Raw genomic sequence first — 12,012 nt, 5'->3', positions numbered from 1 at the left:
CTCTTAGCACCCCCCTGCGGAAGGGGGAAGTCCTAACTTGGCGGAGCCGAGGCCGGAATCCGTGCTTCCGTGGCGTCCGAATCCTCGGGCCCCGAGGAGGCGCGCGACGGGCCCGCGCCGTCCCGGACAAGCAACGGCAGCATCTCCACGCCACCCGGCAGCGAGGCCTCGGCCGGCGGCGTCTTCCAGCTCAGCGTGTCGAAGGCATGGCAGTTGGCGCAGACCGGGACCCACTGCGGGTGGATGCGCCCGCAGTTGTCGCACACCCACTGCGGCCCGCGCGGCGCGGCCAGGGCCCGCGTGAGCCAGCCGCGCACGGTGGCCTCGTCCTCCCCCTGTCCCCGCGCGATCGCGGCCATCAGCGTGAGATTGCGCCCGGTGGGTTGCGTCTCGGGAAGGTCGCCCAGGGCCCGACGCGCGCCTGCGAAGTCCTCGGCGGCGATCAGAAGCTCCGCGAGGAGCATCCGCGTCTCGGGATGCTCGGGGCGGAGCGAGGTCAGCGCCTGGAAGCGGCGCAGGCGTTCCTGCGGGGACTCCTCCGGGACGATCTCGGCGAAGGCGGCGGCGAGGTCGGGATGGGGCTGCACGTCCCAGGCCTTGCGCAGCACCCGCGCGGCGTAGCGGCCGTTGTGGGCGGCGATGTATCCGCGCGCCGCCATGACCGCCGCCGGGATCAGGTCCGGCGACAGGCGATTGGCCTCGATGGCGGCCTCGCGGGCCTCGATGCTCTTGCTGTCGTCGATCACGTCGGCGGCCTGGCTCAGCGCCAGCACCGCGTCGCGCCGCTTGTGGACGTCGCGCGGCAGGGCGCCGGACTTGAGTTGCGCGCCCAGCGTCCGCCGCGCCCCCGCCCAGTCGTGCGATTCGGCCTGGAGTCGCAGGAGCACGTCCTGCGTCTCGGCGTGGCGGGGGTTGAGCTCGAAGGCCCGCTCCGCAAGCCGCAGGGCGGTCACGTCGTCGCCCTGGGCCAGCCTTTGGCGCAGCAGTCCCCGGATGCCGGCGAAGCGCGTCCGCTCATGACGGGCGAGGAGCTTGTAGGTCTCCTCGGCGCGGGCCGTGTCGCCCGTCATCTCGGCTGCCTGCGCGATCAGGACCTGCGTCAGCTCGGGCTGGTCGAGGTAGCGGTTGGCCTGCGTGGCGCGGGCGAGCGCGGCCTTGCCCTCGCCCGAGGCGAGCGCCACCGCGGCATCGGTGAGCGCCTCGAGGCCCTTCCTCTCGCGGCGGCGCGAGAAGTGGCGGGACAAGGCGTTGTTGTCGCCGTTGACGAAGCGCAGCACCGCGCCCAGGAGCCCCAGGAGCTTGAGCAGCACCCAGACCACGGCCACGAGCAGCAGGACCCCGATGGCGAGCTGCAGGGGGGTGAGGCTCACCTCGTAGCCCCCCATGGCGATCACCGCGCCGCCTCCCTGCTCCATCAGGTAGGCGCCGCCGATGGTGAGCCCGGCCACGACCGCGACGAAGGCGAGGAGTTTCAGGAGGGACCATAGCATGGTGGGCCGGGCCTTTCGGTTGTGTCGGAGGGGCCGTCAGTCGGCCGGGGGAGCCTCGGGAGCGGGAAGGGTGTCGCGGAGGTCGGCAAGGGCGGCTCCGGCCTGAGCGCGGGTCTGGGCCTGGGCGAGCCAATCCGCCATCGCGGCGCGCACCGGTTCGGGCAATGAGTCGACCTCGGCCAGCGCGGCATCGAGATGCCCTTCCGAAAGCTGGGCCTCGGCGCGCGACAGCACGGCGTCGGGGTCCGATCCATCGCGGGGGCTCACCGAACGGACCGAGAGCTGGTTCCGAAGGAAGCCCATCACGCCGCCTCCGTCGTCCAGAAGCCCCTCCCCACGAGCCGCCTCCAACGCGGCGCGCGCGGCGTCCGGGAAGCCGTCCCGAAGTTCGGCCAGGGTCGGCACGCCGTCGGCGGCGACCTGGGTCAGGGCGTCCGGCACGGTCACGCCCGTGGCGGCGAGGTCGGCGAGGGGAGCCTCCAGGGACTGACCCGCATCGAAGGCAGCTTCCAGCTCGCCAAGCGCGGTCCGCGCCCGAGCCTGGGTCTCGGCGGTGGCGGCGCGGGTCTGGGCTTCGGCCAAGCTCGCCGCGGCAGCCTGCGCCTCCTCGGCGGCGCTGGCGCTCTGGGTCTCGGCCTGATCGAGCCGCCCGGCAAGGGCATCGAGGCTCGCCTGCGCCTCGGCGAGGGCCCTCCTGACGTCCGCCAGCCCGGCCTCGGTCTCCGCGACGCGGGGCTCGAGGGCACCGACGATGTCCTGACGTAGGGCCTCGGGGTCGGTGGTCGGGCCGGCCTGGACCGCCGGACCGGCCTCGGGCGCGATCGCACCCAAGGGAGCCTCCTCGCCCGTCGGGGCTGCGGGCCGGGCCTCGAGCGCGGCGATGCGCTGCTCGAGTTCGGCCGCGCGGGTGCGGGCTTCCTCGATGTCTTGGGCCACCTCCTGCCGGAGGGGCTCCAGATCCACGGCGGGCGCGGGCCCGGCGGTCGGCGCGGGCGCCTCCTCGAGGGACGTCAGTCGCGTTTCCAGCTCGGCCACGCGGGGACCGAGCGCCTCAGCATCCGACGTCGGACGCGTCTCGAGGGCAGCGAGCCGTTCCTCCAGATCGGCCGGAAGCCGGGCCGGGAACAGGCCCAGCCGGTCATGGGCAAGCCAAGCCGCGCCGAAGCCCAGGGCCGCGGCGATCATGCCGCCGAGAAGCAACGCCCCGAACCCGCCTCGCCGCCGCGAGGGAGGCGGAGCGGGCGGAGCGGTCCCGAGCCGCTCGGGGGCGGTCGGCGTCGCAGCGAAGGAGCCTGCGGCATCCGCCGCGTCGAGGGGGCTCGTCCGCCCGAGAGGGTCCGAATCGTCCCTCCCTCCGAACCCCTGCGCATCGGACGCCCCGCTCCCGGCCTCCGGAGTCGTCGGGCCGGCCTGTCCGGCGATTCCCTGGTTCCGGGCCTCGCCGAACCCTCCCTGCCGCCAGTCCCCGGAAAACACCGACGAGCCTTCCGGGCCCGACGACGACACCTGGTCGTCGGGCGAAGGCGCCTCGCCGGCCCGAGGCTCCTCTGGCGGGAGAGCGGACAGCCCCTCCTCGGACAGCGCCTCGATCCGCGCATCCTCTCCGGGGCTGGAGAGATGCAGCCCGGCGCCCGCCTCCGGAACCTCGGCGATGCGCGCATCCGACAGGCGGCTCCCCTCCTCCGGGGTGAGGTCCGCGCGCCCCTCCGGGGCGTCCTCTGCCCCGTCGCCGGGGCCCGCCTTGCGCGCCATGATCGATCCTTCGCTTGGGGTCCCTGCGGACCGCTGTGGCGACCCGCTACCTAAACCGGTCGTCCCTTCTCCTCAAGCCGCGCTCGCGTCCAAGGCGGCAAGCATGTCGAGCGTGATCCCGACCATGGCCCCGGCTTCCGGCGAAGGCGCGACCCGGAGCCGGTCGGGGGTCATGGCGCGCGCCGCCTCGGCCACGGCCTCGCTCATCGCGACGACATGCAGCGGCGCGCGGGGGGACCAGGTCGCCAGCATCGCGGCGCTCCGGGGCGAGAAGAGCGGCGCGACCAGCGGGCCCGCGCCGTCGAGCGCCGCCCGGGCCCCGGCCGATGGAGGAAGGGCGTCCTGCCGATAGGCCACGACCTCGCGGGCGTCGAGCCCGGCCCCCCGCAGCCGCTCGGCGACGTCGCCCCGCGCGTGCTCGCCCCGCAGATGGAGAAGTGGACCCTCGGGCCGGGCCGCGAGCAGCGCGGCCACGAGGCCCTCGGCATCCGGCCCGGCCTCGATGGCCTGGAAGCCCGCGGCCCGCGCCGCCTCCGCCGTGCGGGGCCCGACGCACCAGGCGGGACACCCTCCGAGCCCGATCTCCCGCGCCCGCGCGACGCCGTTCTCGGAGGTGAGGATCAGCGCCGCCGGCAACTCGGCCAGGCGGACCTCGACCGGCCGGATCTCCAGGATGGGGCTCAGTATGGCCGGGATGGGTCGGCCCCGCACCGCCTCGCAGGCCGCGAGGAAGCGGCGCGCGGCCGGCTCGGGCCGCGTGAGCAACAGGCGAGCGGTGCCGTCCATGCCGTCATCCTTTCCTTGTCCAGGGGCCGCCCGGATGCTACGCGGGCGGGCCATGCGAAGGCCAGCCTCGCGGGCCAGGGACCGAAGGACATGGACAGGCCGCTCACCTTTCTCGGCATCGAATCGAGCTGCGACGACAGCGCCGCCGCCTTGGTGCGTCACGACCGGGACGGGGCGCGGGTCCTGTCCTCGGTGGTGCGCGGCCAGGGACGGCTTCATGCGGCCTTCGGCGGCGTGGTGCCCGAGATCGCCGCCCGCGCCCATGCCGAGGTCCTCGACCTCTGCGTGGAGAAGGCGCTGGCCGAGGCGGGTCTCGACCTCCCCGATCTCGACGGCATCGCCGTCACGGCGGGACCCGGCCTGATCGGCGGGGTCCTCGCGGGGGTGATGACGGCCAAGGGACTAGGGGCCGCCGCCCGCCTGCCGCTCTGGGGCGTGAACCACCTTGCCGGACACGCGCTCACGCCGCGGCTGACCGAGGGCCTGACCTTCCCCTATCTGATGCTCCTCGTCTCCGGGGGACATTGCCAGTTCCTGATCGTCCAGGGCCCCGACCGCTTCCACCGCCTCGGCGGCACCATCGACGACGCCCCCGGCGAGGCCTTCGACAAGGTCGCCAAGCTCCTGGGCCTGCCCCAGCCCGGCGGCCCGGCGGTGGAGCGCGAGGCGCAGGCCGGCGACCCGACCCGCATCCCCCTGCCCCGTCCGCTCCTCGACCGGCCGGGCTGCGACTTGTCCTTCTCCGGCCTCAAGACCGCCGCGCTGCGGGCCCGCGACGCCCTGGTGGCCGAAGCGGGCGGCCTGCGCGAGAGCGACCGGCGGAACCTCTGCGCGGCCTTCCAGGCCGCTGTGGCCGACATCCTGACCGAGAAGTCGCGCCGGGCGCTGGCGCTCTACCTCGCCGACCGGCCCGAGCGGCCCGCCTTTGCCGTGGCGGGCGGGGTGGCCGCCAACGGGTTGATCCGGGCGCGCCTTGCTGACCTCTGCGAACGGGAGGGCGTGGCCTTCGTGGCGCCTCCCCTCCTGCTCTGCACCGACAACGCCGCCATGATCGCCTGGGCCGGCATCGAGCGCGCGCGCGCAGGCCTGCCACCCGATCCCGCCATCGTCGCACGCCCGCGCTGGCCGCTCGACGACCGTGCGGCGCCGTTGATCGGGGCGGGGAAGAAGGGAGCCAAGTCGTGAGCGGGATCGTCGTCGCCGGCGCGGGCGCCTTCGGGACGGCGCTGGCGGTGGCCCTCTCGGGCACCCGCGAGGTCACCCTCTGGGGGCGGGACGGACCGGCCATGGCTCGTCTCTCCGGAACCCGCAGCAATCCCAGGCTTCTCGCCGTCCCGCTGCCCCCGGCTCTGGACGTGACCTCCGATCCCGCCGCGCTGGAACGGGCCGACATCCTCCTGCTGGCCGTCCCGGCCCAAGCCCTTCGGGGCTTCCTCGCCGATCATGCCGAGGCTCTCGCCGAAAAGCCCCTCGTGGCCTGCGGCAAGGGCATCGACCTCGAGACCCTGGAAGGCCCGACCGCTGTCATCGCCCATGCCATCCCGTCGGCCCGACCGCTGGTGCTGACCGGCCCCAGCTTCGCGGCCGACATCGCGAGGGGGCTGCCGACCGCTCTGACCCTCGCCTGCGCCGACCCCGAGGAGGGCACACGGCTTCAGGCCCTCCTGTCCACGCCCGTGCTCCGGCTCTACCGCACGACCGACCTCGTCGGCGCGGAGCTCGGCGGCGCCCTCAAGAACGTCGTGGCGATCGCCTGCGGCGCCTGCCTGGGGGGCGGCTTCGGCGAGTCGGCCCGGGCGGCGCTTCTGACGCGCGGCTTCGCCGAGATGCGGCGTCTGGCGCTGGTCTGCGGGGCCGAGGATGGAACACTGATGGGCCTGTCCGGCTTGGGCGACCTCGTGCTCACGGCGATGTCCGAAGGCTCACGCAACTACCGTTACGGCCTCCACCTCGGGCGCGGGGAGTCCTTCGAGCCCGGCGTCACGGTGGAAGGGGCCGCGACCGCCCTGGCCGCGGCCCGGCTCGGCCAAAGGCTCGGGATCGACCTTCCCGTGACCGACGCCGTGGCCGCGCTGGTGGAGGGCCACATCGATGTAGGTTCGGCGGTGCGCGCGCTCCTCGACCGGCCGCTCAAGGCGGAATAGGACGGGGCCGGGACAGCGAAGGGGAAGAACATGGCCTACTGGCTCTTCAAGTCCGAGCCGGACGTCTTCGGCTGGAATGAGCAGGTGGCGCTCGGCGAGGCGGGCGGCGAGTGGCACGGCGTGCGCAACTACCAGGCGCGCAACCACATGCGGACCATGCAGCCCGGGGACCTCGGCTTCTTCTACCACTCCCAGAAGGGGCGCGAGATCGTCGGCATCGTGGAGGTCACGGCCTCCTGCCACCCCGACTCGACCTCGGACGACCCGCGCTGGGACTGCGTGGATGTCCGGGCCCTGCGTCCCTTCGCCCGCCCGGTGACGCTGGACGCGATCCGGTCCGAGCCGGCCCTCGCGGACATGGTGCTGGTCAAGAACAGCCGCCTCTCCGTCCAGCCGGTCACGCCCGAGGAGTGGCATCGCATCTGCACCCTGGGCGGCACGGAGCCCTGACGCGCAACGGAACTCGGACGGCCGCCGAACTCCGGCCTCGGAGCGCCCACAGGCAGGCCATTTCGCGGTGATCAGCGCGAGGACGAGCCGACCGTCCGAAGCGAGGAGCCTAACGAGGTTCCTCGCCGCGATGTTTCGCGCGCCCATTTACCGGTTCTTAACCTGTCTCTGCCAAGGTGATCTTGTCCCTGGGTCGCCGCCCGGCGGGGTAGGGGAAGCTGCGTCCTCAGCCTTCCCACTAGGACGTGCCCGGACGCCCTCTCAGCGCCCCGATCGCCATCGCGACGCCCAGAGGACCAGCCCGCCGGCCAAGACCATGAGGAACCCCCAGCCGATCCAAGGGCGCGAGTCGATCATGAAGCTCTGCGCCGGATAGGGGAACAGCCCGCTCCCCTGCGCGGCCCAAAGGAGGCCGGAGGCGATCATCAGGATGCCGAGGACGAGGAATAGGCGCGACATCGGCGGTCTCCGAACGGGGTCGAGCCCTGACCTAGGATCAGGGCCCTGCCCGGCCAGCCCGTCAATAGCGGTAATGCTCAGGCTTGAACGGCCCCTCGACGGTCACGCCGATGTAGTCGGCCTGATCCTTCTTGAGCTCGGTGAGCTTCGCTCCGATCTTCATGAGGTGCAGCCGCGCGACCTTCTCATCGAGCTGCTTGGGCAGGATGTAGACGCCCGGCGCGTAGTCGCCCTGCTTCGTCCAGAGCTCGATCTGCGCGAGCACCTGGTTCGAGAAGGAGGCCGACATCACGAAGCTCGGGTGCCCCGTGGCGTTGCCGAGGTTGAGGAGCCGTCCTTCGGACAGGAGGATGATGCGATTGCCCGAAGGCATCTCGATCATGTCCACCTGCTCCTTGATGTTGGTCCACTTGTGGTTGCGGAGCGCGGCGACCTGGATCTCGTTGTCGAAGTGGCCGATGTTGCCGACGATGGCCATGTCCTTCATCGCCCGCATGTGCTCGAGCCGGATCACGTCCTTGTTGCCGGTCGTGGTGATGAAGATGTCGGCCGTCCCGACCTCGTCCTCGAGGAGCGTGACCTCGTAGCCGTCCATCGCCGCCTGCAGCGCGCAGATCGGGTCGACCTCGGTCACCTTCACCCGCGCGCCCGCGCCCCGCAGCGAGGCCGCCGAGCCCTTGCCCACGTCGCCATAGCCGCAGACCACCGCGACCTTGCCGGCCATCATCGTGTCGGTGGCCCGCCGGATGCCGTCGACGAGCGACTCCTTGCAGCCGTACTTGTTGTCGAACTTGGACTTGGTGACCGAGTCGTTGACGTTGATCGCCGGGAAGGGCAGCAGCCCCTTCCTGTGCAGGTCGTAGAGGCGCTTGACGCCCGTCGTGGTCTCCTCGGTGACGCCGCGGATCGCGTCGCGCTGCCTAGTGAACCAGCCGGGCTCCTCGGCCATGCGCTTCCGGATCTGGTTGAAGAGGCAGACCTCCTCGTCCGAGGTCGGCACCGCGATGAGGTCGGCCTCGCCGTTCTCGACCCGCGCGCCCAAGAGGACATAGAGCGTCGCGTCGCCGCCGTCGTCCAGGATCATGTTGCAGGTCCCCTCGGGGAACGCGAAGATCCGGTCCGTGTAGGCCCAGTACTCTTCCAGCGTCTCGCCCTTGACGGCGAAGACCGGGATGCCGCGCTCGGCGATGGCCGCCGCCGCATGGTCTTGGGTCGAGAAGATGTTGCAGGAGGCCCAGCGCACCTCGGCGCCGAGCTCGACCAGCGTCTCGATCAGCACCGCCGTCTGGATCGTCATGTGCAGCGAGCCCGCGATGCGCGCGCCCTTGAGAGGCTTCGTCGCCCCGAACTCCTCGCGCAGCGCCATGAGGCCCGGCATCTCGGTCTCGGCGATGGCGAGCTCCTTGCGCCCGAAGGCCGCGAGGCCAAGGTCCTTGACGATATGGTCCTGAGACTTGTCGAGCGGCATGGCGGATCCTCTGGGGCTGTGGCGGGGCGACTTAGCATCCGGCGGCCTTGTCGGCAACGCACTTGGCCTTCCGCTCCGGGCACCGCTAGATCGCGAGGAGGACGGAGGAGGACGGGATGGTCAGGCGCGCATGGCAGCGGATGCTCTCGGGCCGGCGGCTCGACCTGCTCGACCCCACGCCGCTGGACGTGGAGATCGAGGACATCGCCCATGGCCTCGCCTTCGTCGCGCGCTGGAACGGCCAGACCCGGGGCGACTGGCCCTATTCGGTGGCCGAGCACTCCCTCCTCGTCGAGGCGATATTCGGGGCCAACGCCCCTGAGCCGTCCTCCCGCTGGCGGTTGGCGGCGCTGCTCCACGACGCCCCCGAATATGTCATCGGCGACATGATCTCCCCGGTGAAGGCCGTGCTGGGCGAGGGCTATGGCGCGCTCGACGCGAGGCTTGCCCAAGCCGTGCACCTGCGCTTCGGCTTACCGGCCACGCTCCCGCGCGAGGTCAAGGCCGCGATCAAGCGCGCCGACAAGGTGAGCGCCTGGCTCGAGGCCACGCGCATCGCAGGGTTCTCGGTTTCCGAGGCCGACCGGATCTTCGGACGTCCGCCGGAGGGGGTCCTCGCCGGCCTGGAGATCCGCCTCCGGCCTCCCATGGAGGCGAGGGCTGCCTTCCTGGCTCGCCACGCCGACCTGACGACCGGCTGACCTGGGCCCCTTGATGAGGCTGTTTCACGTGAAACGCCGGCCTACCTTGGACTGCGCTTAGCCAGGATGCGTTGGAGCGTCCGTCGGTGCATCCCGAGTCGCCGCGCCGTCTCGTAGACGTTGCGGTCGCACATCTCGTAGACGCGCTGGATGTGCTCCCAGCGCACGCGGTCCGCGCTCATGGGGTTCTCCGGCGGCTCGGGCAGGTCGCCGCCCTGCGCAAGCAGCGCCTGGGTGACCTCGGCCGCGTCCGCGGGCTTCGACAGGTAGTCGATGGCGCCGATCTTCACCGCCGCCACGGCGCTGGCGATGGCCCCGTAGCCGGTGAGCACGATGACCCGGGCATCGTCCCGCCGCTCGCGCAGCCTCTCGACCACGTCGAGCCCGTTGCCGTCGCCGAGCCGCAGGTCCACCACCGCGTAGGCCGGCGGATGGGCCGCGATCGCCTCGACCGCCTGAGCCACGGACCCGGCCATCGTCACCTGGAAGCCCCGCCGCTCCATGGCCCGGCCGAGCCGCCGCAGGAACGCCTCGTCGTCGTCGACAAGCAGGAGCGACGGATCCGGCCCGAGCTCGAGAGCTTCGGGGGCGGTGTCGGGAGCGGGAACGGAACCTTCGGGAGCCATGGGCCCGAGAATAGGCCATGGCCATCCTGCGTCAACGCGCCTCAGGCGCCGGCCGCCTCGGCGAAGCACTGCATCCGATCGGCCAGGCCTTCTGGGGTCTCGTCCCGGTTCACGAAGTCGACGAAGCCCACTCCCGGGAGCACGAGGTAGCTGAAGGCCGAGTGCTGCACCGAGTAGTACTCCGGATCGTCGTCCTGCTTGGCGTAGAGCACCCGATAGGCCTTGGCCGCCGCATCGACCTGCTCGGGGCTGCCGGTCAGGCCGATCGCGTCCTCGCCGAAGTTCCTCGCATAGGCTCCGACCACGTCCGGGGTGTCCCTCGCGGGGTCCACCGAGACGAAGACCGGAGTGACCTCGATGCCGCGCTCCCGCAGGATGTCCGCCGCCTGGGCGTTGCGCGCCATGTCGAGCGGACAGACATCGGGACAGGAGGTATAGCCGAAATAGAGGATCGAGGGTTCGGTGAACACCTCCTGGTCCGTCACCGCCTGTCCCGCCCCGTTCACGAGCGTGAAGGGGCCTCCGAGGTCCCCCCCGGCCACTTGCCCGCCGCGGCAGTCGGCGAAGGCGTCGTCCGAGCCCAGCAGGCGCGGCGCCAGGGCCATGCCCGCGACCCCGACGACCGCCACGGCGCCGGCCACGACGGCGATGGTGCTGGTCCGCATGCCCGATCCCTCCTAGCTGTTCCGGGCTAGATCGGCCCGTCCCGGGTCCATAGCAATGCGCCCAACCGCCGCAAGGGAGCTCGGCCGTGCTCGATCCGGATTCCCCCTTCCCGCCCGACCCCCTGGGCCTCGCGCGCCCGCGCGACTGGGTGCCGCTGCGGACCCTCACCGTCCTGCGCTGGGTGGCCATTGCGGGCCAGGTCGCGGCCCTGGTGGTTGCGACGCAGGTCATCGAGCTGGAGATCGCCACCGGCGCGGCCTCGCTCGCCATCGGCGCCTCGGTCCTGGTGAACCTCGTGGCCGCCCTCACCGCGCCCCGCACGCGCCGCCTGACGGAGCGGGAGGCCACGCTCTTCCTTACCTTCGACATCCTTCAACTGGGCCTGCTGCTGGCGCTGACCGGCGGGCTCAACAACCCCTTCGCGGTGCTTCTCCTCGCTCCCGTCACCATCGCCGCGAGCATCCTGCACACGCGCAGCACCCTCGTGCTGGGCGGCCTGACGCTGGCGGTGATCACCGCCATCGGGCCTTGGCATGTACCCGTCGTGACGGCCGACGGGCCGCTCGAGACGCCCCGGCTGTTCCTCTGGGGCTTCTGGGTCGCCTTGGCCATCGGCGTGGGCTTCCTCGGCTTCTACGCCCGCCAGGTCACGGCCGAGATGACCGCCATGAGCGAGGCCCTGACGGCCACCCAGCTCGCGCTCCACCGCGCGCAGCGCCTCTCGGACCTCGACGGCGTGGTCGCCGCCGCGGCGCACGAGCTCGGCACGCCGCTCGCCACCATCAAGCTGGTGTCGGGCGAGATGATGGAGGAGCTCGGGGACCGTCCCGACCTCGCCGACCTCAGGGAGGATGCCGAGCTCCTTCACGCCCAGGCGGACCGCTGCCGCGACATCCTGCGGGCCATGGGGCGGGCGGGCCGACGCGACTCCTACCTCGACCGCGCGCCCTTCGAGGCCGTCCTGCGCGAGGCCGCCGAGCCCCACCTCGACCGCGGCAAGGCCGTCGAGATCGTCGTCGCCGAGGGCCGACAGCCCGAGATTCCCCGCCGACCCGAGATCGTCCATGGCTTGCGCAACCTTGTGCAGAATGCGGTGGACTTCGCCCGCTCCCGGGTCGAGATCCGCCTCGACTGGACGCCCGAGCGCCTGTCCGTGCGCATCCGAGACGATGGCCCGGGGTTCGAGCCCGCTCTCCTCGACCGCATCGGCGACCCCTTCATGCGCGGCCGACCCGGCGCACGGCCGCAGGAGACAGGACCGGCCGAGCGCCCGGGCTACGAAGGGATGGGACTGGGCCTCTTCATCGCCAAGTCCCTGCTCGAACGCACCGGCGCACGGCTCACCTTCGCCAATGACGCCGCTGGGGGCGCCGTGGCGGTCGTGGCTTGGCCCCGATCCGCCGTCGCCCCCGGCGAAGGGGCCGAGCACGCGCACCTCTCCTGAGACCGGGGCGGTCCTTGCAAATCCGC

At 72.3% G+C, this 12,012-nt stretch carries 12 protein-coding genes; 5 read left to right on the top strand and 7 right to left on the bottom strand.

The window, feature by feature from the left end:
• Positions 1-32 precede the first annotated feature (32 nt).
• From RUMESO_RS21820 to RUMESO_RS21810, 3 genes are all read right to left on the bottom strand, one after another.
• A complete protein-coding gene (locus tag RUMESO_RS21820) occupies positions 33-1,490 on the bottom strand; it encodes a heme biosynthesis protein HemY (RefSeq protein ID WP_037283729.1) in 1,458 nt (485 codons plus the stop codon).
• A gap of 36 nt (positions 1,491-1,526) precedes the next feature.
• On the bottom strand, positions 1,527-3,242 hold the full coding sequence (locus RUMESO_RS21815) for a COG4223 family protein (RefSeq protein ID WP_037283727.1): 1,716 nt from the start codon (positions 3,240-3,242) through the stop codon (positions 1,527-1,529).
• A gap of 72 nt (positions 3,243-3,314) precedes the next feature.
• Positions 3,315-4,028, bottom strand: a complete 714-nt coding sequence (locus tag RUMESO_RS21810) for a uroporphyrinogen-III synthase (protein WP_037283725.1) — start codon at positions 4,026-4,028, stop codon at positions 3,315-3,317.
• A gap of 90 nt (positions 4,029-4,118) precedes the next feature.
• On the opposite strand from RUMESO_RS21810, the gene tsaD reads away from it, so the two are divergent.
• The 3 genes from tsaD to RUMESO_RS21795 are packed head-to-tail and all read left to right on the top strand — an operon-like array spanning position 4,119 to position 6,622.
• A complete protein-coding gene (gene tsaD, locus RUMESO_RS21805; RefSeq protein WP_037283724.1) occupies positions 4,119-5,213 on the top strand; it encodes a tRNA (adenosine(37)-N6)-threonylcarbamoyltransferase complex transferase subunit TsaD in 1,095 nt (364 codons plus the stop codon).
• Positions 5,210-6,172, top strand: coding sequence for an NAD(P)H-dependent glycerol-3-phosphate dehydrogenase (locus RUMESO_RS21800; RefSeq protein WP_245639380.1), 963 nt, complete (start codon positions 5,210-5,212; stop codon positions 6,170-6,172). The genes tsaD and RUMESO_RS21800 overlap by 4 nt, the downstream gene beginning before the upstream one ends.
• 30 nt (positions 6,173-6,202) lie before the next feature.
• Positions 6,203-6,622, top strand: coding sequence for an EVE domain-containing protein (locus RUMESO_RS21795; RefSeq protein ID WP_037283722.1), 420 nt, complete (start codon positions 6,203-6,205; stop codon positions 6,620-6,622).
• 261 nt (positions 6,623-6,883) lie between these two features.
• Here RUMESO_RS21795 and RUMESO_RS21790 read toward each other — a convergent pair whose 3' ends face one another.
• The gene (locus tag RUMESO_RS21790; RefSeq protein WP_037283720.1) at positions 6,884-7,081 is read right to left on the bottom strand and encodes a hypothetical protein; all 198 of its coding nucleotides are present in this window, start codon (positions 7,079-7,081) and stop codon (positions 6,884-6,886) included.
• A 61-nt stretch (positions 7,082-7,142) separates the two neighbouring features.
• Positions 7,143-8,549, bottom strand: coding sequence for an adenosylhomocysteinase (gene ahcY / locus RUMESO_RS21785; RefSeq protein WP_037283718.1), 1,407 nt, complete (start codon positions 8,547-8,549; stop codon positions 7,143-7,145).
• Between the two features lie 116 nt (positions 8,550-8,665).
• Here ahcY and RUMESO_RS21780 point away from each other — a divergent pair, with 116 nt between their 5' ends.
• Positions 8,666-9,250: an HD domain-containing protein gene (locus RUMESO_RS21780; protein WP_037283715.1), complete on the top strand. Its 585-nt coding sequence runs from the start codon at positions 8,666-8,668 to the stop codon at positions 9,248-9,250.
• A 41-nt stretch (positions 9,251-9,291) separates the two neighbouring features.
• Here the strand turns inward: RUMESO_RS21780 and RUMESO_RS21775 are convergent, their stop codons facing one another.
• Positions 9,292-9,876 carry an ActR/PrrA/RegA family redox response regulator transcription factor gene (locus RUMESO_RS21775; RefSeq protein WP_037283713.1) on the bottom strand — a complete coding sequence of 195 codons (585 nt, stop codon included), beginning with the start codon at positions 9,874-9,876 and terminating at the stop codon, positions 9,292-9,294.
• Between the two features lie 41 nt (positions 9,877-9,917).
• A complete protein-coding gene (locus RUMESO_RS21770) occupies positions 9,918-10,541 on the bottom strand; it encodes an SCO family protein (RefSeq protein ID WP_037283711.1) in 624 nt (207 codons plus the stop codon).
• 86 nt (positions 10,542-10,627) lie between these two features.
• Here RUMESO_RS21770 and regB point away from each other — a divergent pair, with 86 nt between their 5' ends.
• Complete coding sequence (gene regB, locus RUMESO_RS21765; protein WP_245639379.1) at positions 10,628-11,986, top strand: sensor histidine kinase RegB; 1,359 nt, start codon at positions 10,628-10,630, stop codon at positions 11,984-11,986.
• Positions 11,987-12,012: the final 26 nt, after the last annotated feature.

This window comes from Rubellimicrobium mesophilum DSM 19309 (assembly GCF_000600335.2).
Taxonomy (GTDB): Bacteria; Pseudomonadota; Alphaproteobacteria; order Rhodobacterales; family Rhodobacteraceae; genus Rubellimicrobium; species Rubellimicrobium mesophilum.
Note: the sequence above shows the minus strand (reverse complement) of the source record. Positions and strands in the feature narration are given on the sequence as shown.

Coding starts and splice junctions, on each gene's coding strand:
- RUMESO_RS21820 (WP_037283729.1), bottom strand. CDS start 1,490: ATGCTATGGTCCCTCCTGAAACTCCTCGCCTTCGTCGCGGTCGTGGCC.
- RUMESO_RS21815 (WP_037283727.1), bottom strand. CDS start 3,242: ATGGCGCGCAAGGCGGGCCCCGGCGACGGGGCAGAGGACGCCCCGGAG.
- RUMESO_RS21810 (WP_037283725.1), bottom strand. CDS start 4,028: ATGGACGGCACCGCTCGCCTGTTGCTCACGCGGCCCGAGCCGGCCGCG.
- tsaD (WP_037283724.1), top strand. CDS start 4,119: ATGGACAGGCCGCTCACCTTTCTCGGCATCGAATCGAGCTGCGACGAC.
- RUMESO_RS21795 (WP_037283722.1), top strand. CDS start 6,203: ATGGCCTACTGGCTCTTCAAGTCCGAGCCGGACGTCTTCGGCTGGAAT.
- RUMESO_RS21790 (WP_037283720.1), bottom strand. CDS start 7,081: ATGTCGCGCCTATTCCTCGTCCTCGGCATCCTGATGATCGCCTCCGGC.
- ahcY (WP_037283718.1), bottom strand. CDS start 8,549: ATGCCGCTCGACAAGTCTCAGGACCATATCGTCAAGGACCTTGGCCTC.
- RUMESO_RS21780 (WP_037283715.1), top strand. CDS start 8,666: ATGGTCAGGCGCGCATGGCAGCGGATGCTCTCGGGCCGGCGGCTCGAC.
- RUMESO_RS21775 (WP_037283713.1), bottom strand. CDS start 9,876: ATGGCTCCCGAAGGTTCCGTTCCCGCTCCCGACACCGCCCCCGAAGCT.
- RUMESO_RS21770 (WP_037283711.1), bottom strand. CDS start 10,541: ATGCGGACCAGCACCATCGCCGTCGTGGCCGGCGCCGTGGCGGTCGTC.